This window comes from Nocardioides lianchengensis (genome assembly GCF_900101465.1).
GTDB lineage: Bacteria > Actinomycetota > Actinomycetes > Propionibacteriales > Nocardioidaceae > Nocardioides > Nocardioides lianchengensis.
In genome coordinates this window covers 478106-496768 of sequence record NZ_FMZM01000001.1, presented here as the reverse complement: position 1 = coordinate 496768, position 18663 = coordinate 478106, and the positions used below count along the sequence as shown (strand labels likewise).

Here is an 18663-nt window from a genome sequence, read left to right as displayed (position 1 = left end):
ATCCAGACAGGTGACTGACAGGCTGGCCCGATGGACAGTCCCCAGCACCGGCCGGTCGACCTCGCGACCCCGACCCGCGGGGAGGTCCTCTCCCGCGGTCTCGTCACGGTCAGCACGTGGAGCGGCCGATGGATCCTGGTCTTCGTCGGTGCCGTCCTCGTCGGCCTGGTGGTCCGCGAGGTCTGGTCGATCCTGCTGCCGGTGCTGTTCGCGCTGATCGTCACCACCGTGCTCGAGCCGCCGGCCCGCGCGCTGGAGTCGCGCCTGCGCCTGCCCCCCGCGCTCGCGGCGGCCACGGTGCTGGTCGGGTCGCTGGCCGCGTTGATCGCGCTGGGGTTCGCGCTCGCGCCGCTGGTGGCCGGGCAGGCCGGCGACATCGTGGACGACGCCACCGCCGGGCTCCAGAAGCTGCAGGACTGGGTGCAGTCGAGCGACTTCGTGACGCGTGACCAGGTCGACGCGGGGATCCAGGCGCTCCAGGATCGGATCTCCAGCAGCGGCGACCAGATCGCGGGCGGGGTGCTCACCGGCGTCGGGGCGGCCACCAACGCCGTGGTCACCACCGTGGTCACCCTGGTGCTGACCTTCCTCTTCCTGAAGGACGGCCGGAAGTTCCTGCCCTGGACCTCCCGGCTCGCCGGTGAGCGGGCCGGCGGCCACCTCGAGGCGGTGCTGGGCCGGTCGTGGGGCACCCTCGGCGGCTACATCCGGACCCAGGCGCTGGTCAGCCTCATCGACGCGGTGCTCATCGGCGCCGGCCTGCTGATCGTGGGCGTGCCGCTCGCCGTACCGCTTGCGATCCTGACGTTCATCGGTGGCTTCATCCCGATCGTCGGCGCCTTCGTCGCCGGCGGCGTCGCGGTCCTGGTCGCCCTGGTCTCCGAGGGGCCGACTGGGGCGCTGATCGTGCTCGGCATCGTGCTGGCCGTCCAGCAGATCGAGGGCAACGTGCTCTCCCCGTGGCTGCAGTCCAAGAGCATGCAGCTGCACCCCGTGGTGGTGCTGCTCTCGGTGACCCTCGGGGGCACGCTGTTCGGCATCGTCGGCGCGTTCCTGGCCGTCCCGGCCGCGGCCGTCGCTGCGGTGGTGCTGCGCTACCTCGACGAGCAGGTCACGGCGGCCAGCACGCCGAGCGTCGAACCCGCGAGCGTCGAACCCCCTAGTCTCGAGCCATGACGCGTGCGTTGATCGTCGTCGACGTCCAGAACGACTTCTGCGAGGGCGGGTCGCTGCCCGTCGCGGGCGGGGCCCAGGTCGCCCACGACGTGAACCGGCTGGTCCACGAGTGGAAGGCGGGGCTGCCGGGCGCTCCCGACTACACGCACGTCGTCGCGACCAAGGACCACCACGTCGACCCGGGCGACCACTGGTCGACGGAGCCCGACTTCGTCGACTCCTGGCCGGTGCACTGCCGGGTCGGCACCGACGGCGAGGCGTTCCACCCCAACCTCGACCCGCAGCCGTTCGACGCGGTGTTCCTCAAGGGCGAGCACGCGGCGGCGTACTCCGGCTTCGAGGGCCGTACGACGGACGGCGTACCCCTGGCCGACTGGCTGCGGACCCACGGCATCAGCGACGTGGACGTGTGCGGCATCGCGACCGACCACTGCGTGCGGGCGACCGTCCTGGACGCGGTGCGCGAGGGGTTCGCCGTCCGGCTGCTGCCGGGTCTGTGCGCCGGCGTCGCGCCCGCGACCAGCGAGGCCGCGATGACCGAGATGATCGACGCCGGGGCCGGCGTTGCCTGACCTCGAGGTCGAGCTCGCCGACGGAGTCCTGCGGATGCGCCTGAACCGGCCGGAGGTGTTCAACGCCTTCTCGACCGAGATGGCCCTGGGCTTCGCCTCGGAGCTGGAGGCGGCCCACCACCGCGACGACGTGCGCGTGGTCGTGCTGAGCGGCGCCGGACCGGCGTTCTCGGCGGGGGCCGACATCTCCGGCGGCGGGGGCTTCGACGCCGACACCATGCCGACCGCCAACCGGATGGTCCGGGCCGTCGTGGCCTGCGACAAGCCGGTGCTGGCGGCGGTCGACGGCGTGGCCGCGGGCATCGGCTGCTCGCTCGCCCTGGCCGCCGACCTCCAGGTCGCCGGTCCGTCCGCGTCGTTCCTGCTGGCCTTCACCCGAGTCGGGCTGATGCCCGACGGCGGGTCGTCGGCGACCGTGGCCGCCGCGGTGGGCCGGGCCCGCGCGATGCGGATGGCCCTGCTGGCCGAGCCGCTCAGCGCCGCCGAGGCGTACGACGCCGGGCTGGTCTCCCACCTCGCCCCCGACGACGGCTTCGACGCCCTCGTCGACCGGGTCGCCGGCCGGCTCGCCGCCGGTCCCCCGCTGTCCTACGCCGCCACCAAGCGCGCCGTGAACGCCGCCACCCTGGCCGGCCTGGAGGCCGCCCTCGACCGGGAGCAGGCCGGGCAGGAGCTGCTGTTCCGCACCGCCGACGTCGCCGAGGGCGTCGCCGCGTTCATGGAGCGTCGCCGGCCGACCTTCCGGGGACGCTAGCCGAGGGGCACTCCCCGGGGGCGAACGGGACGTCGATCCCCCCGGAGGGCCGCCCCCACAACCTGTTCGCCCCCAGGGAGCGCCCGCTGCTCCGGAGCTCGCCCCCTAGACTCCCCGGGACTTCGGGGAGGCGACCGCGTGGGACGCGACGTGAGGGCGCTGGCGCCGCTGCGCGAGCACAACTTCCGGTGGTACTTCCTCTCCCGCCTGGTGAACCTGTGCGGGACGACGATGGCGCCGGTCGCGCTCGCCTTCGCGGTGCTCGAGATCAGCGACTCCCCCGGCGACCTGGGCCTGGTGCTGGCGGCGCACAGCATCCCGATGGTGGTCTTCGTGCTGGCCGGGGGCGTGATCGCCGACCGGCTCGGCCGCACGCTGGTCATCCAGGGCTCCAACGTGCTGTCGGCGCTGAGCCAGGGCGCGCTCGCCGTACTCCTGCTGAGCGGGCACGCGGAGCTGTGGCACTTCGTCGTCCTGTCGGCCTTCAACGGCACCGTCTCGGCGGCCAGCCTGCCCGCCCTCGCCGGGCTGCTGCCCCAGCTGGTGCCGCGCGAGCAGCTGCAGCCTGCCAACGTGCTGGCGTCGATGTCGCGCAACGCGCTGGCCATCCTCGGGCCGAGCGTCGCGGCCACCCTGGTCGTGACCGCCGGTCCCGGCTGGGCGCTCGCGGTCGACGCCGCTACCTGGGCCGCCTCGGCGGCCCTGCTCCTGCCGATCAGGATCCCGCCCCGGGCGGCCGCGGCCGAGCCGACGTCCGTGCTGGTCGAGCTGCGCGAGGGCTGGACCTACTTCCGCAGCACCACCTGGCTGTGGGTCGTGGTGCTGTCCTTCGGCTTCCTCAACGCCATCCACGCGGGCGGGCTGAACACGCTGGGGCCGGTGCTGGCCAAGGACTCGGAGATCGGCGAGCACGGTTGGGGTCTGATCATGTCGGCCGAGGCGGTCGGCCTGTTCGTGATGACCCTGCTGATGATGCGGTTCACCCTGCAGCGCCCGCTGCTGTGGGGGATGCTCGGCGTCGCCGTCTTCGGGCTGCCGATCGCCGTGCTCGGCGCCTACCCGCACACCGTCCCGGTGATGCTGGTGGCGGTGCTGGCCGGGATGGGCATCGAGCTGTTCGGACTCGGCTGGAACCTCGCGATGCAGGAGCACGTGCCGATCGACATGCTCTCGCGCGTCTACTCCTACGACATGCTCGGCTCGTTCGTGGCGATCCCGATCGGCCAGCTGGCCTTCGGCCCGCTCGCCGAGGCGCTCGGCATCCGCCGAGTGCTGCTCGTGGCCGGGATCGTCTACCTGGTGATCGCGCTGGCGACGCTGTTCTCGCGGTCGGTGCGCACCCTGCCCCGGGTCAGCACCACTTCTGCGCCAGCGTCCGGATGACGTTCAGGTTGCGGTTGGTGGCGACCCCGAGCCGCTTCTCCACGACCGCATTGGTCAGCCGCGCCTCGTGGTAGTTCTCCCCGAGCAGCAGGTGCACGGCCCGGCCACCGACCTTGGCCATCTCCTCGGCCGAGCTCGCCTCCTCCAGCGCCCGTACGGCGGCCGCGGACGGCGGCTCCTTCAGCAGTGACACGTAGTGCCTGCCGTCATGCCCGAAGGACTCCGCCTGCGCCGCGACCTCGCGCAGCTCGGCCTGGGTGAAGCAGATCGTCGGCACCTCGAAGCCGGCGCGTTCCCGGAACGCCTGCTCCAGCGCTGCCTCGATCCGCGCCCGCGAGCGCATCGTGGTGGCGAACCGGACGTTGCCGGTGTTGATGTAGGTCTCGACGTCGGTGAAGCCGGCGCCCTCGACCGCGGCCGCGATGTCGCCCTTCGCGAACTTGCGCTTCGCCCCCAGGTTGATCGCCCGCAGGAACCCGATCCACGTCGCCATGACCGGATCATGGCAGCGCGATCAGCGCAGGGCCAGGACCGCGAGGACGACGTACACGCCCCCCAGCGCGAGGACCGTCCACGCCGCCACCACCGGCAGCACGGCGTGGGCACGCTCCAGGGCGACCGAGGTCCGGGACACCCGACCCGCCAGCTGGACGCCGCGGATGGTCACCGCCCCGACCAGGGTCAGGGTGACGGCCATCCCGATCCCGAACAGCAGCACCAGGACGACCGCGAACGCCGTCCGGCCGGTCAGCAGGCCGGTGACCAGGATCAGGAAGACCGTCGGCGACGGCACCAGGCCGCCGGAGAGGCCCAGCGCGAGCATCCCCCGGCGGCTCCACGGCGACGGGCTTCCCTCCTGCTCGACGGCCTCGAGGACGCTCACCTGCCCGAGCTCGTGGCCGTGGCCGTGCCCGTGCCCGTGGCCGTGGCCGTGCCCGTGCCCGTGGCCGTGGCCGTGCCCGTGCCCGTGGCCGTGCCCGTCCCCGCTGCGCCGACGACGGACCAGACCGACGCCGACGCCGACGACCACCAGGCCGGCCACCAGCTGCAGCACGCCGGTGACGTTCTCGGCGCCCAGCCCGGCGAAGCCGTCGACGGCCACCCAGGCCGAGGCCAGGATCACCGCGGAGAAGCTGTGCATCGCGGCCACCACGAGGCCCAGCCCCGCGGCGTCGCGGTAGGTGCCGCGCGCGCCCACCAGGTAGGCCGCGGTGATGCTCTTCCCGTGCCCGGGCGCCACGGCGTGCAGCGCGCCCACACCGAGGGCCAGCAGCGCGGCGAGCAACTGGTAGCCGCCCGAGTCGAACATCCGGACCAAGGTGCCCTCGACTCCGCTGGCGCCGTCCATCAGGACCTCCTCCGGCGCAGCAGGAACCACCCGGCGCCGGCCGCGACCACGAGCGTCCCGCCCCCGAGTGCGACCGCCGCCGTCGCGACACCGCCCCCCGCGACGGAGACGGCCTGCGTCGGCTCGTCGCCCGTGAACAGGGTCTTGGTGTCCGAGCCCTCGACGGTCAGAACCGTGCGGTACGCCGGGTTGAGGTCGATCATCGGCTCCAGGGTGAGCTCGACCTGCTCGTCCTCCGACGGCGGCAGCGGACAGTCGAAGGTGATGGTCATGCCGTTCTCGACGACGTCGGCGCCCGGATCCGCGATGCTCCGGCAGTCCGCGTCGCCCTGGCGCAGCCGCACGCTCTCGGCCAGGTAGCCCCGCACGTCCGAGGAGTCGGTGAGCAGCTCGGCACCGGTCCGCTCGGCGTCCGGCTCGGCGAAGACGCCGAGCGCCTCGCCGAGGGCCACCCAGTCGTCCTCGGCACCGTGCCAGAGCAGCGTGGGACGCCGGTCGTCGGGCACCAGGTGCGCGGTCAACGGCGGACCGAACGGGTGGGCCGCGGCCGGGGGCGTCGCCAGCAGCGGGCCTCCCGCCGCGAGGGCCAGGAACTGGGCGGAGAGCAGGACGGCGCCGAGTGGGCGACGGGTTCGAGAGTCGAGCACCCCCGCATGACACGGGCCCGAGGGCCGTGTCATGCGAGCCATGGGCGACCGTCGGGCGACGTCGAGGTGAACACCTGGGGCGGCTCGATCCAGCGCCCGAAGTTCGGAATCTCTTTACCTGCTGGTGGCCGGACGGCCCCGACCATTCAGCCCGTCTCGACAGGTTGACACGGATCAACCCCCCTCTCGATCGGGAAGGAAACCCCCTTCATGAAGCTCCCTCGACCGCAGCCCGGCAAGCGGCTCGCGGCCCAGGTCACCGCCGCCGTCGTGGGCGTCGGCGCCCTCAGCGTCGGCCTCGCCACCCAGGCGACCAGCGACGGCCCCGTGCTCTACCCCGACGCCGAGCGGCACGCTCCGTCGGCTCTGCCCGACCGCGTCATCCTGACGCCCACGGCGACCCCCGCCACGTCGCAGTCCGTCACCTGGCGCACCAGCAGCGAGGTCTCGACGGCCCAGGCCCAGATCGCCCCGATGGCCCCCGGCCCCGACTTCGAGAGCGCGGCGCTGACCATCAACGCGCCCGCCGTCGAGGCCATCCAGGCCGACCTCGGCTTCCCGGTGAAGTTCCACAGCGTCACCTTCGCGGACCTCGCGCCCGACACCGAGTACCTCTACCGCGTCGGCGACGGCGTCAACTGGAGTGCCTGGTACGAGTTCGAGACGGCCTCCGACAAGGCCGACCCGTTCTCGTTCATCTACTACGGCGACGCGCAGAACTACGTCCACGAGCACGTCTCGCGCGTCTTCCGGCGCGCCTTCTCCGACCGCCCGCAGGCCGATCTGATCGTGCACGCCGGTGACCTGGTCGACGTCGCGAACCGCGACAACGAGTGGGGCGAGTGGTTCGACGCCGCCGGCTGGATCAACGGCGGCGTGAACAGCATCGCGGTGCCCGGCAACCACGAGTACCAGAGCGGCGCGCTGGCGAAGTACTGGGACAAGCAGTTCGAGTTCCCGAAGAACGGCCCCACGGCCCTCGACGCGGCCCACCCGGAGACGGCGTACTACACCGACTACCAGGGCGTGCGCTTCGTGGCCCTGAACTCCAACCCCAGCGGCGACACCGCGGCCATGCAGGCGCAGGCCGCGTTCCTCGACGCCGCCCTGGAGGAGAACCCGGGCAAGTGGAGCGTCGTCACGTTCCACCACCCGGTCTTCGCCATGACGAGCACCCGCGACAACCAGGTGGTCCGCAACCTCTGGAACCCGATCTTCGAGAAGCACGGGGTCGACCTGGTCCTCCAGGGCCACGACCACACCTACGGTCGCGGCAACATGACGAACGCCTCGTCCGGCGTCTCGGGCGTCCACCACGGCACCGTGTACGTCGTCTCGGTCTCCGGCCAGAAGATGTACGAGCTCAACGCCGGCGAGAACTGGACCGGCAACGGCGCCCAGCTCGAGAAGGCCTCCGAGTTCAACCAGCTCTACCAGCTGATCGACGTCGACGGCGACAAGATCCGCTACGAGGCCCGCACCGCCGACGGCAAGTTCCACGACGGCGTCGTCATCACCAAGAAGGCCGACGGCACCAAGACGGTCCGCACCACCGACGCCAGCGGTGCGCCGATCGTCCCGGAGCCGACCGACCCGACCACGGAGCCCACGCCGAACCCGACCCCCAACCCGACCCCGAACCCGACCCCGACGGTCCCCGCGACCAAGGCACCGGGCCGGGTCGGCGCGATCAAGGTCTCCGGGAGCCGCACCGCGGCCCGCCGTACCATCCGCTGGTCGGCCCCCCGGGTCACCGGCGGTGCGCCGGTCCGGGCCTACCGGATCGTGGTCAAGCGCGGCAACAAGGTGCTGGTCAACCGCACGGTCCGCGCCAACCAGCGCTCGCTCGCCGTGGCGCGCGCGAAGCTGCGCAACGGCCGCCACGTGGTGACCGTGACCGCGCAGAACTCCGCGGGCTGGTCGCCGGCCACGCGGCTGGCCTTCCAGGTCCGCCTGCGCTGACCGACTCCCCTCACGACGGGCCGGCACCTCGGGGTGCCGGCCCGTCGTGCGTCCCGATCAGCGCACCAGCAGGGACCGGCGCCACAGGCCGCGCTGGTGCCCCGGGACCAGACCCAGGTCGTCGAGGTAGCCGGTCACCTTCTCGCCCATCCAGGCCATCGTGTCCTGGTAGTGCGGGTTGGCCAGGGCGGTACGACGGGCGGCGCGCGGATCCAGCCCGACGGCGTCGTACACCTGCGGGTTGACCAGGGCGCGGGCCACCATGAACGCCGTCTGAGCGAGCATCGCCTGGTGCCAGGCCAGCTGGACCCGGTTGAGCCGGGGCAGCATCTGCTCGACCTCGTCGCGGGCGAAGGTCATGTGCCGCGCCTCCTCCAGCACGTGGATGCGCGAGACCATCCGCACCAGCGGCTGCACCCGCTCATCCCTCATCAGCTCGCGCTGCCAGCGGTCCAGGATCTCCTCGGCCACCAGGATCGAGGCGTACGCCGACACGCCCACCCCGACGGTCTTCATCAGCCGACCGAGCCGATGGATCCGCGGCGCCGGCCCGTAGGCCGGCACGCCCACCTTGTCGATCGCCTTGCCGAACATCGTCGAGTGCCGGCACTCGTCGGCCACCTCGGTCAGCGCGTAGTGCATCCGGCTGCTGGTCGGGTCGGCGTCGTACAGGTCGCGGACCATCATCTGCATCAGGATCAGCTCGAACCACAGCCCGACGCTGGAGATGCTGCCGACCTCGTGGCGGGAGAGCTCGATGCGCTGCTCCTCGCTCATCGCGTCCCACATCGGGGTGCCGTAGAGCGAGACCCGCTCGGGCTGCATGAACCAGAGCCCGTCGACCAGCGGCGCGTCCCAGTCCAGGTCGACCTCGGGGTCGTAGGACTGGCGGGCGCTGGACTTGAGCAGCCGGTCGGGGACGGCGTCGACGGTGGCCATGGGACTCCCTGGGGTCGGTGTTACCGCTCTTAACTGTTACTGGCGGTAACGGCTATGGCTAGACTGACCCACATGGCACGTGAAGGCAAGGCCCCCGACGGCCGCTCGTCGCGCTGGGACGCCCACCGGGAGGTACGGCGAGCCGAGCTGGTCGACGCCGCCGTCCGCGCGATCGACGCGCACGGACCCGACGTCGGCGTCGCGTCGATCGCGGCCGAGGCCGGGGTCAGCAAGCCGGTCCTCTACCGCTACTTCGCCGACAAGGACGAGCTCTACGCGGCCGTCGGCCAGTGGGGCGCCGACGAGGTGATGGACCGACTGCTGGCCGCGATCCTCACCGAGGCGTCGGTGCGCGACCGGGTCGAGCGCGGCGTCGACGCCTACCTCGGCGCGATCGAGGAGCACCCCAACGTGTTCCTGCTGCTGGTCCGCCACCGCACCGGACACGGCGACCCGCTCGCCGACGGCAAGGCCCGGATCGCCGCCACCTTCGCCCGAGTCCTGGGTGACACCCTGCGCGAGCTCGGCGTCGACGCCGCCGGCGCGGAGCCCTGGGCCGAGGGCCTGGTCGGCCTCGGCCTGGCCACCGGCGAGTGGTGGTTGTCGCGCCAGACGATGACCCGCACCGCCGTCGGGCGCTACCTCACCGCCTTCGTCTTCCACGCCCTCGAGGGCACCGCCGCCGAGCTGGGCGTCCCGCTGTCCGCCCTCGACGCACCGGGCCTGGTCCCGGACTCCGTCTCCCCGATCACCCGGAGGTCGTGATGCCCGACTCACCCCAGCACGAGCACGACGAGTACGACGGCGCCGTCACCCTGGTCGCCGGCGACCGCACGGTCGAGACCACCGCCGTCCTGCGCGGTTACTTCGAGCCCATCGACGGGCGGTTCCACTGGTGCGGCCGACTCGCGCCGGTCGACCTCTCTTCTGGCGCCGACGTCACCGTCACCACGCCCCACGGCAGCGCCGACGGGCGGCTCTCCGACGTCGATCCGTGGGGGCGATTGCGGGTCGCCGGGGTGGGGCGGCCGCCGTTCTGAGCGTGGTGTCCTACTTTCCCGGATCACCGGGGAAGTAGGACGTTCCCGGGCAACGCATCCCCCAGGAATGTCCTGGAAAGGCCGGGAAGCTCCTGCTTGGATTTACATAGGCTTCCTATGTAACCTGGTGGGCGTGAGCACCGACATCGATCTGGCCAGCGACCTGGTGACCTACGCGGCCCGCCTGGTCCGCGCCGTACGGCGGAGCGCGGAGCTGCCGGCCGGCCTGCGACTGCTGTCGATCCTCGACGAGCTGGGTCCGAGCACGGTGACCGCGCTCGCCGCGGCCGACCGGACCTCGCAGCCGACGACGACCGCCGCGGTGCGCGACCTGCTGGCGCGCGACCTCGTCGACAAGCAGCCGCACCCCGACGACGCGCGCAGCAGCCTGGTCGGACTCACCGACGCCGGTCGCACCGAGCTGGCCCGGGTCCGCCGCCGCAACGGCGAGGCAGTGGCCGCTCGGCTCGACGCGCTCGACCGACACTCCCCCGAGGACCTCGCCACGGCGGTCGCCGTGCTGCGCAGCGTCCTCGACCCCACCCCCGAGAGAGGACACCTGTGAGCGCCCCACTCCTCAAGCAGCCCCGCGCCGTCTGGGCGGTCGCCTTCGCCTGCGTCATCGCCTTCATGGGCATCGGGCTGGTCGACCCCATCCTGAAGGAGATCGCCGCCCAGCTGGAGGCGACGCCGAGCCAGGTGTCGCTGCTGTTCACCAGCTACATGGCCGTGATGGGCATCGCCATGCTCGTCACCGGCGTCGTGTCGAGCCGGATCGGCCCGAAGCGGACGATGCTCGCGGGTCTGGTCCTGATCATCGTCTTCGCCGGCCTGGCCGGCGCCTCGGGCAGCGTCGGCGCCGTGATCGGCTTCCGCGCCGGCTGGGGTCTGGGCAACGCGCTCTTCGTCGCGACCGCGCTGGCCACCATCGTCAGCGCGTCGAGCGGGTCGGTCGCCCAGGCGATCATCCTGTTCGAGGCCGCCCTCGGCCTCGGCATCGCGTCCGGCCCGCTGGTCGGCGGCCTGCTCGGCGAGCACTCCTGGCGGGCCCCGTTCTTCGGCGTGTCCGTGCTGATGACGCTGGCCCTGCTCGCGACCGCGTTCTTCCTGCCGAGCACCCCGCCGAGCGGACGCCGTACGTCGTTGGCCGATCCGTTCCGGGCGCTGAAGCACCGGGCGCTGCTGCTCCTGGCGCTGGTCGCCATCTTCTACAACCTGGGCTTCTTCACGCTGATGGCCGCCGGGCCGTTCGCGCTGCCCGACTTCGACATCATGCAGATCGGCTGGACGTTCTTCGGCTGGGGCATCCTGCTGGCCGTCTTCTCGGTCGCGGTGGCCCCGGTGCTGCAGCGCCGCTTCGGGACCCTGCCGTCGCTGACCGCCGTCCTGGCGCTCTTCGCGCTGGACCTCGCGGCGATGGCCGTGCTCGCCGAGCACCAGGCGGCCGTCGCGGTCGGCATCGTGGTGGCCGGGGCCTTCCTCGGGGTGACCAACACCCTGGTCACCGAGGCCGTCATGGGCGCAGCCCCGGTCGAGCGACCGGTCGCGTCCGCGGCGTACTCCTTCGTGCGGTTCACCGGCGGCGCCCTCGGCCCGTTCGTGGCGCTGAAGCTCGCCGAGCACGTCGACGTGCACGCGCCGTTCTGGTTCGGCGCGGCCGCGGTCGCCGTCGGCGTCGTGATCGTCGCGACCGGCTCGCGCACCATCGACCGGGCCCTGCACGGCGCGCCGGCCCCGCACTCCCCCGCCGAGGCCGACGCCGAGCTGGTCGGCGACCTGGCCTGACCGGTCCTGACAGACTGGCCGCATGTCGGAGACCGTGATCACCGTCCAGGGCAGCCACGACGCGTTCCACCCGGCCGAGCGGGCGACGGTGACCGTCTCGGTCGGCTTCGAGGGCCCCGAGCGGGCCGCCGTCGTCGCCCGCACGACCGACGGCACCAACAAGCTCGTCGCCGGCCTCCGGCTGCGGCACCACCCCGAGGCCGGTCCGGTCACCTGGCTCGCGACCGACCGGCTGCGGGTCTGGTCTCGCCGGCCGTTCAACGACAAGGGCGAGCAGAAGCCGCTCGTCCACCACGCGCAGACCACCACCCGGGCGAAGTTCCGCGACTTCGAGGAGCTCGCGCGCTGGGTCGAGGCGGCGGCGACGTACCCGGGGGTGGGCATCGACGGCCTCGAGTGGGCGCTGACCGAGCAGACCAAGCGGGGCGCCGTGCAGTCCGTGCGGGCCCGGGCCGTCGAGGACGCCCGCCGCAAGGCCCAGGAGTACGCCGACGCCCTCGACCTCGGTCCGGTCCGCTGCGTGGCCCTCGCCGACCCCGGGATGCTCGGCGACCACAGCAGCGCCCAGAGCGGCGCGACCGGGATCGCCTACTCGCGCGCCGCGAAGGCGGCCGAGCCCGACGGCCTGTCGTTCACGCCCGAGGACATCGCGGTCTCGGCCAGCGTCGACGCCCGGTTCGTCACGGGCTGAGCACCCGGCTCAGAGGTTCCCGCGCTTGTCCTGCTCCCGCTCGATGGCCTCGAAGAGCGCCTTGAAGTTGCCCTTGCCGAAGCCGAGCGACCCGTGCCGCTCGATCAGCTCGAAGAACACCGTGGGCCGGTCGCCCAGCGGCTTCGTGAAGATCTGCAGCAGGTAGCCGTCCTCGTCGCGGTCGACCAGGATCCCCCGCTTCTGCAGCTCCTCGATCGGCGCCCGGACCTCCCCGATCCGGGCGCGGAGCTCGGGGTCCTCGTAGTAGGAGTCCGGGGTGTTGAGGAACTCCACGCCGTTGGCGCGCAGCGCGTCGACCGAGGCCAGGATGTCGCCGGTGGCGACGGCGAGGTGCTGGGCGCCGGCACCGCGGTAGAACTCGAGGTACTCGTCGATCTGCGAGCGCTTCTTGGCGACCGCCGGCTCGTTCAGCGGGAACTTCACCCGGTGGTTGCCGTTCGCGACCACCTTGCTCATCAGCGCGGAGTAGTCGGTGGCGATGTCGTCGCCGACGAACTCGGCCATGTTCACGAAGCCCATCACCCGGTTGTAGAAGTCGACCCACTCGTCCATGTGGCCGAGCTCGACGTTGCCGACGACGTGGTCGAGCGCCTGGAAGATCCGGCGCGGCTGGCCATCGCGCGCGACCCAGCCCCCGCTGCGGGGCTCGTAACCGGGCAGGTACGGGCCGTCGTACCGACTCCGGTCGACGAGGGTGTGCACGGTCTCGCCGTACGTCGCGATCGCGGCCACGCGGACGGTCCCGTGCTCGTCGGTCACGTCCTCGGGCTCGCGGACCACGCGGGCGCCGACGGAGCGGGCGTGCGCGATGCAACGGTCGACGTCGGGCACCTCGAGGGCGATGTCCACGACGCCGTCGCCGTGCCGGCGGTGGTGGTCGGCCAGCGCGCTGTCGGGGTCGACCGCCCCGTTGAGGACGAAGGTGATCGAGCCCGACTTGAGCACGAACGACTTGTGGTCGCGCTGGCCGGTCTCGGGGCCGGCGTACGCGACCAGCTCCATGCCCCAGGCCGACTGGTAGTAGTGCGCGGCCTGGGTGGCGTTGCCGACCACGAAGACGATCGCGTCCCAGCCGGTCACCGGGAAGACGTCGCCCGCGGCGTCGTACTCCACGAGGCCGACCAGCTGGCGCAGCTGGTCGTGGGTGAGGTCGGCCCTGATCTCGTCCGGTGTCAGCGTCATGGGCGCAGCGTGGCCGCCGTCACGCACCCTGTGCAACAGTACGACGACCGGCTGGGCAATCTGTCCAGTCTGTGACGACCTAGGAGGTCGACCGGTGGACGATCTGGATGCTCGGCTGGTCGAGCTGTTCGCCGCCGAGCCGCGGGTCGGCGTGCTCGAGGCGTCCCGGCGGCTCGGCGTGGCCCGTGGGACCGTCCAGGCCCGCCTCGACCGGCTCGCGGCGACCGGCGTGGTCACCGGCTGGGGGCCGGACCTCTCCCCCGCGGCCCTGGGCTACCCGGTGACGGCGTTCCTGACCCTGGAGATCCGCCAGGACACCGCCGGCGGAGGCGGCCACGACGCCGTCGGCGCCCACCTGGCGCGGATCCCCGAGGTACTGGAGGCGCACACCATCACCGGGGCCGGCGACCTGTGGGTGCGCGTCGTGGCCCGCAGCAACACCGACCTGCAGCGGGTGATCGATCTGGTCCTCTCGGACGCGGCGATCACCCGCTCCTCGACGGTGATCGCGCTGGCCACCCAGGTGGGCTACCGCACGCTGCCGCTGGTCAGGCCGACGAGGCCAGCTGGTCGCTGAGCGCGGCCGCGGCGGAGAGCACGTGAGCTCCCACCGTCGCGGCGTCGAGATCGCCCAGGGTCACCACCCCGACGCTGGCTTCGAAGCCGTCCATGCCGCGGACCGGTGCCGCGATCCCGCGGGCGCCGGGCTGGAGCTCGCCGGTCGTCACGACGAAGCCCGCCTCGCGCTCCTCCGTGCTGACGACGCTCCCCTCGCGACCGGCCAGGATCGCCTTGCCCGCCGCACCCTGCACGAGCGGGTGCCGCGCACCGACGCGGTAGCTGACGTGGAAGTCGGTCCACGAGGGCTCGACGACCGCGAGCGCGAGCGCCTCCTCCCCGTCGGCGACGGTGAGGTGGGCCGTGCAACCGACCTCCTCGGCCAGCCGGCGCAGCACGGGTACGGCGACGTCGCGCAGGGCCGGCTGGACCGCCGAGGCGAGATGCAGGACGCCGAGCCCGACGTGCAGCCGACCCCGGGCGTCCTTGCGGACCAGGGCGTGCTGCTCGAGCGTGCTGACCAGTCGGTAGACGACCGTGCGGTTGACCTCGAGCCGCGCCGCCAGCTCGGTGACCGTCAAGCCGCCGGGCGACCCGGCCAGCACCGAGAGGACGCGCAGCCCGCGGTCGAGGGTCTGAGAGGTCTCGGCGGGCATGCGCACGAGTCTGACATACCGTCGGTATCCGCGACCGTGACACCCCCAGGGGCATCTCGACAGGTGAGAGCCGGGCCTAGGAGGTCTTCTTGATCGCCCACTCGCGGACCCGGTCGATCCGGGTGGCGAGCTGCTGGGCGTTGGCGACCGCCGCCGCGGGGCCGCCGCACTCCTTGCGCAGCCGGGCGTGGGTCATCCCGTGCGGCGTGCCGGTGCGGTGGTACCACGCGGCGACCAGCCCGTTCAGCTCGCGGCGCAGCACCGCCAACTGCTCATGGGTGGCCACCTCGGCGACCTCGTCCACCGCCTCCCTGGCGGCGTCCGCACGGGCCGACATCGCGGTCTTCTGCTTCTTGGCCCGGTCGGTCTGCCGCTGCTGGAGGACCTGGCGCATCTGGTCGGGCTCGAGCAGGCCGGGGATGCCGAGGAAGTCCATCTCCTCCTCGGAGCCGACGTGCACCTCGCCCGCGTGGCCGAACTCGCCGCCGTCGAAGAGGACCCGGTCGAAGCGCGCCTCGGACCCGAGCGCCTCGAAGGACTGGTTCAGCTCGTCGGAGGCCGACTCCCCCTGGTTGGCCTGCTCCAGGAGCCGGTCCTCGGCCGCGAAGATGTCGTCCTCGTCGCGCACCTTCTTGCCGAGCACGTGGTCGCGCTGGACCTCCATCTCCGAGGCGAACCCGAGCAGGCCCGGCACGCTCGGCAGGAAGACCGACGCGGTCTCGCCGCGCGAGCGCGAGCGCACGAAGCGACCGACGGCCTGGGCGAAGAACAGCGGCGTCGAGGTCGTCGTCGCATAGACCCCCACCGCCAGACGGGGTACGTCGACGCCCTCCGACACCATCCGGACCGCGACCATCCACCGCTTGTCGTTGCCGCTGAACTCGGCGATCCGCTTCGAGGCCAGCTTCTCGTCGGACAGCACGATGGTGGCCGACTCACCGGTGATCTGCTTCAGCGTGCCGGCGTACGCCCGGGCCGACTCCTGGTCGGTGGCGATGACCAGGCCGCCCGCGTCCGGGACGTGGCGGCGCACCTCGGTGAGCCGGCTGTCCGCGGCGGCCAGGACCGACGGGATCCAGGAGCCCTTGGGGTCCAGCGCGGTGCGCAGCGCCTGGTTGGTGAGGTCCTTGGTCAGGGGCTCGCCGAGCCGGGCGACGATCTCGTCGCCGGCGCGGGTGCGCCAGCTCATGTCGCCCGAGTAGGCCATGAACAGCACCGGCCGGACCACGTGGTCGGCCAGCGCGTCGGCGTACCCGTAGGAGTAGTCGGCGTCCGAGCGCGGGATCCCGTCGGGCCCCGGCACGTAGGTGACGAAGGGGATCGGGTTGATGTCGGAGCGGAACGGGGTGCCGGTCAGGCACAGCCGGCGGGTGGCAGGCTCGAAGGCCTCGCGGACGCCCTCGCCCCACGAGAGCGCGTCGCCGGCGTGGTGGACCTCGTCGAGGATGACCAGGGTCTTGAACCGCTCGGCGCGGATCCGCATCGCGAGCGGGTTCACCGCGACGCCGGCGTAGGTCACGGCGACGCCGACGTAGTCGGCCGAGGTCTTGCCCTTGCCGGCGGAGTACGTCGGGTCGATCGGGATGCCGGCGCGGGCGGCCGCCTCGGCCCACTGGGTCTTCAGGTGCTCGGTGGGCGCGACGATGATCAGCCGGTCGACGATCCGGCGCCCGAGCAGCTCGGCCGCGACCGAGAGCGCGAACGTCGTCTTGCCGGCGCCCGGCGTCGCGACCGCGAGGAAGTCGCGCGGCTGCTCGTCGAAGTACTTCTTCATCGCCGCTGCCTGCCAGGCGCGCAGCGAACCGGCCGTGCCCCACGCCGCACGCTCCGGCCAGGCCGGGGTCAGCGCGGTGGGCAGGGGGGCGTCGGCGTCCTCGTGACGCCCGGTCACTCGGCGGGACCCGAGCCGTCGTCGCCGTTCATCGACTCCCAGACTTCCTTGCAGTCCGGGCAGACGGGGTACTTCTCCGGGGCGCGGCTGGGCACCCAGACCTTGCCGCACAGCGCGACCACGGGCGTGCCCATGACCATCGCCTCGGTGAGCTTGTCCTTGTCGACGTAGTGCGAGAACCGCTCGTGGTCGCCGTCGTCCGTGGGGACGGTACGGCGGTCCTCGCGGACCCGCTCGTCGACGGCGGTGCCGGTCCCGAATCCGATGGTGCTCACGGCCCCAGGGTACGGCAGTCGGGGCCGTGGAACCGACCCCGCGTCCCAGCGCTACCCGGTCGCGGCAGCGTCCTGCGCGTCGTTCCGGTCGACCTCGGCCCACAGCGTGTCGAGCGACACGTCGAGCACCGCGGCGACGGCCGCGACGGTGGTGAAGGCCGGGGTGGCGACCCGACCCGACTCGATCTTGCGCAGCGTCTCCGGGGAGATCCGCGCGGCGAGCGCGGTCTGCAGCATCGACCGGTCCCCGCGGGCGCGGCGCAGGAGGGCGCCGAGGCGGCGTCCGCGCTCGACCTCGGCGGGAGTGAGGGGCAGGCGGACCATGGATCCGATAGTAGTACCGGGATATCTGTACTGGGATAACATGGCCGGGATAGTTATTGGACACACGCGAGAGGCGACCCCGTGATCGAGATCCTGAGCCCCGCGAAGGTGCAGCGCGCCCGCGCGACCGGCACCCTCGTCGCCGACGTCCTGCAGGACCTCCGGGCCCAGGCGACGGTCGGCACGAACCTGCTCGACCTCGACCGGTGGGCCGCGCGGCTGATCGACGAGGCGGGCGCCCAGTCCTGCTACGTCGACTACGCCCCCTCCTTCGGGCGCGGACCCTTCGGCCACCACGTCTGCACCGCCGTGAACGACGCCGTCCTGCACGGACGACCCCACGACCGCACCCTCGCCGACGGCGACCTGCTCACCCTCGACCTCGCGGTCGTCCTCGACGGGGTCGCCGCCGACGCCGCGATCAGCTTCGTGGTCGGCACCGCCCGGGCCGACGAGAGCCTGCGGCTCATCCGGACGACCGAGCGCGCCCTGGCCGCCGGCATCGCCGCCGCCGGTCCCGGGGCCCGCGTCGGCGACCTCTCCCACGCCATCGGCACGGTCCTCGCCGAGGCCGGCTACGCCGTCAACACCGAGTACGGCGGGCATGGCATCGGCTCGACCATGCACCAGGACCCGCACGTCGCCAACACCGGCCGCCCCGGACGCGGATTCCGGCTCCGCCCGGGCCTACTGCTGGCCCTGGAGCCCTGGGTGATGACCGACACCGACCAGCTGGTCACCGATCCAGACGGCTGGACGCTGCGCAGCGCGACCGGCTGCCGGACCGCGCACAGCGAGCACACCATCGCCATCACCGAGGACGGCGCCGAGATCCTGACCCTGCCAACCCGGGGCCTCTCGCCCCTCAGTTGAGGTCGGGGTCGCTCGGCCGGGTGGAGTGCATGGCCAGGTCGCCGGGCTGGCGGCGGAGCACGTCGCGCCAGAGGTCGACGGGGTCGTAGCGGAACACGTCGGGGGCCTCGGCGGCGACGACGTACCAACTGCCCTCGTCGATCTCGCCCTCGAGCTGGCCGGCACCCCAACCGGCGTACCCGGCGAAGATCCGGAGCTGCTCGACACCGGCCCCGAGCAGCTCGACCGGCGTGTCCAGGTCGAGCAGGCCGAGGCGACCCACGATGCTCCGGAAGCCGACCGGCGACTCGTCCGCACGCAGCAGGGCGAGGGCGAGGGCGCCGTCGGTGCCGACCGGGCCACCGAGGAAGAGCACCTCGGGCTCGCTCGCCACCTCGTCCCAGGGCATCAGCACCTCGGAGACCGGCACCGGCGACGGCCGGTTGAGGACGACGCCGAGCGCGCCCTCCTCGTCGGCGTCGAGGATCAGCACCACGGTGGCGGCGAAGTTGGGGTCCACCAGGGCGGGTGTCGCCACGAGCAGCATCCCCGCGCCCAGCTCGGTCATGGACCCATCCTCGCACCGCCGCGGAAGAGCGGCACCGGG

At 72.6% G+C, this 18663-nt stretch carries 22 protein-coding genes; 12 read left to right on the top strand and 10 right to left on the bottom strand.

The window, feature by feature from the left end:
• Positions 1-30 precede the first annotated feature (30 nt).
• The 4 genes from BLT76_RS02480 (at position 31) to BLT76_RS02465 (ending at position 3885) form a co-directional block, all read left to right on the top strand.
• A complete protein-coding gene (locus BLT76_RS02480) occupies positions 31-1176 on the top strand; it encodes an AI-2E family transporter (RefSeq protein ID WP_090850392.1) in 1146 nt (381 codons plus the stop codon).
• A complete protein-coding gene (locus BLT76_RS02475; RefSeq protein ID WP_090850389.1) occupies positions 1173-1748 on the top strand; it encodes an isochorismatase family protein in 576 nt (191 codons plus the stop codon). Before BLT76_RS02480 ends, BLT76_RS02475 begins: the two co-directional genes overlap by 4 nt.
• Positions 1741-2502, top strand: a complete 762-nt coding sequence (locus tag BLT76_RS02470; protein WP_090850387.1) for an enoyl-CoA hydratase-related protein — start codon at positions 1741-1743, stop codon at positions 2500-2502. Before BLT76_RS02475 ends, BLT76_RS02470 begins: the two co-directional genes overlap by 8 nt.
• A gap of 138 nt (positions 2503-2640) precedes the next feature.
• A complete protein-coding gene (locus BLT76_RS02465) occupies positions 2641-3885 on the top strand; it encodes an MFS transporter (protein WP_090850385.1) in 1245 nt (414 codons plus the stop codon).
• Here BLT76_RS02465 and BLT76_RS02460 read toward each other — a convergent pair.
• From BLT76_RS02460 to BLT76_RS02450, 3 genes are read right to left on the bottom strand one after another with little or no spacing between them, the layout of a single operon-like run.
• A complete protein-coding gene (locus BLT76_RS02460; RefSeq protein ID WP_090850383.1) occupies positions 3854-4378 on the bottom strand; it encodes a DUF1697 domain-containing protein in 525 nt (174 codons plus the stop codon). The genes BLT76_RS02465 and BLT76_RS02460 overlap by 32 nt on opposite strands.
• Positions 4379-4399: 21 nt before the next feature.
• Positions 4400-5233, bottom strand: coding sequence for a HoxN/HupN/NixA family nickel/cobalt transporter (locus BLT76_RS02455; RefSeq protein ID WP_090850381.1), 834 nt, complete (start codon positions 5231-5233; stop codon positions 4400-4402).
• The gene (locus tag BLT76_RS02450; RefSeq protein WP_090850379.1) at positions 5233-5880 is read right to left on the bottom strand and encodes a hypothetical protein; all 648 of its coding nucleotides are present in this window, start codon (positions 5878-5880) and stop codon (positions 5233-5235) included. Before BLT76_RS02450 ends, BLT76_RS02455 begins: the two co-directional genes overlap by 1 nt.
• 210 nt (positions 5881-6090) lie before the next feature.
• Between BLT76_RS02450 and BLT76_RS02445 the strand changes: the two genes are divergently transcribed.
• Entirely contained in the window at positions 6091-7842 is a 1752-nt protein-coding gene (locus tag BLT76_RS02445; protein ID WP_090850377.1) for a fibronectin type III domain-containing protein, read from the top strand.
• 57 nt (positions 7843-7899) lie between these two features.
• Here the strand turns inward: BLT76_RS02445 and BLT76_RS02440 are convergent, their stop codons facing one another.
• Positions 7900-8781 carry an AurF N-oxygenase family protein gene (locus BLT76_RS02440; protein ID WP_090850374.1) on the bottom strand — a complete coding sequence of 294 codons (882 nt, stop codon included), beginning with the start codon at positions 8779-8781 and terminating at the stop codon, positions 7900-7902.
• Between the two features lie 72 nt (positions 8782-8853).
• On the opposite strand from BLT76_RS02440, the gene BLT76_RS02435 reads away from it, so the two are divergent.
• From BLT76_RS02435 to BLT76_RS02415, 5 genes are all read left to right on the top strand, one after another.
• Positions 8854-9546: a TetR/AcrR family transcriptional regulator gene (locus BLT76_RS02435; RefSeq protein WP_170866907.1), complete on the top strand. Its 693-nt coding sequence runs from the start codon at positions 8854-8856 to the stop codon at positions 9544-9546.
• On the top strand, positions 9546-9821 hold the full coding sequence (locus BLT76_RS02430) for a DUF4873 domain-containing protein (RefSeq protein ID WP_090850370.1): 276 nt from the start codon (positions 9546-9548) through the stop codon (positions 9819-9821). The genes BLT76_RS02435 and BLT76_RS02430 overlap by 1 nt, the downstream gene beginning before the upstream one ends.
• Before the next feature lie 133 nt (positions 9822-9954).
• Positions 9955-10386, top strand: coding sequence for a MarR family winged helix-turn-helix transcriptional regulator (locus tag BLT76_RS02425; protein ID WP_244509214.1), 432 nt, complete (start codon positions 9955-9957; stop codon positions 10384-10386).
• Entirely contained in the window at positions 10383-11606 is a 1224-nt protein-coding gene (locus BLT76_RS02420) for an MFS transporter (RefSeq protein ID WP_244509213.1), read from the top strand. The genes BLT76_RS02425 and BLT76_RS02420 overlap by 4 nt, the downstream gene beginning before the upstream one ends.
• Before the next feature lie 22 nt (positions 11607-11628).
• Positions 11629-12297, top strand: a complete 669-nt coding sequence (locus tag BLT76_RS02415) for an SIMPL domain-containing protein (protein ID WP_090850366.1) — start codon at positions 11629-11631, stop codon at positions 12295-12297.
• Between the two features lie 9 nt (positions 12298-12306).
• On the opposite strand, the gene hppD is transcribed toward BLT76_RS02415, so the two are convergent.
• Entirely contained in the window at positions 12307-13500 is a 1194-nt protein-coding gene (gene hppD / locus BLT76_RS02410; protein WP_090850836.1) for a 4-hydroxyphenylpyruvate dioxygenase, read from the bottom strand.
• A gap of 94 nt (positions 13501-13594) precedes the next feature.
• Here hppD and BLT76_RS02405 point away from each other — a divergent pair, with 94 nt between their 5' ends.
• Positions 13595-14077, top strand: coding sequence for an Lrp/AsnC family transcriptional regulator (locus BLT76_RS02405; protein ID WP_244509212.1), 483 nt, complete (start codon positions 13595-13597; stop codon positions 14075-14077).
• On the opposite strand, the gene BLT76_RS02400 is transcribed toward BLT76_RS02405, so the two are convergent.
• The 4 genes from BLT76_RS02400 to BLT76_RS02385 all read right to left on the bottom strand — a co-directional run bounded on the left by BLT76_RS02400 (position 14049) and on the right by BLT76_RS02385 (position 17204).
• The gene (locus tag BLT76_RS02400; protein ID WP_090850361.1) at positions 14049-14714 is read right to left on the bottom strand and encodes an IclR family transcriptional regulator; all 666 of its coding nucleotides are present in this window, start codon (positions 14712-14714) and stop codon (positions 14049-14051) included. The genes BLT76_RS02405 and BLT76_RS02400 overlap by 29 nt on opposite strands.
• 76 nt (positions 14715-14790) lie before the next feature.
• Entirely contained in the window at positions 14791-16605 is a 1815-nt protein-coding gene (locus tag BLT76_RS02395) for a DEAD/DEAH box helicase (protein WP_090850359.1), read from the bottom strand.
• Entirely contained in the window at positions 16602-16880 is a 279-nt protein-coding gene (locus BLT76_RS02390; RefSeq protein ID WP_090850357.1) for a DUF3039 domain-containing protein, read from the bottom strand. Before BLT76_RS02390 ends, BLT76_RS02395 begins: the two co-directional genes overlap by 4 nt.
• Positions 16881-16931: 51 nt before the next feature.
• Positions 16932-17204: a helix-turn-helix domain-containing protein gene (locus BLT76_RS02385; RefSeq protein ID WP_090850355.1), complete on the bottom strand. Its 273-nt coding sequence runs from the start codon at positions 17202-17204 to the stop codon at positions 16932-16934.
• 81 nt (positions 17205-17285) lie between these two features.
• On the opposite strand from BLT76_RS02385, the gene map reads away from it, so the two are divergent.
• Entirely contained in the window at positions 17286-18077 is a 792-nt protein-coding gene (map, locus tag BLT76_RS02380) for a type I methionyl aminopeptidase (protein WP_090850353.1), read from the top strand.
• On the opposite strand, the gene BLT76_RS02375 is transcribed toward map, so the two are convergent.
• Positions 18070-18624, bottom strand: coding sequence for a YqgE/AlgH family protein (locus BLT76_RS02375; RefSeq protein WP_090850351.1), 555 nt, complete (start codon positions 18622-18624; stop codon positions 18070-18072). The two genes, map and BLT76_RS02375, sit on opposite strands and share 8 nt — an antisense overlap.
• Positions 18625-18663: the final 39 nt, after the last annotated feature.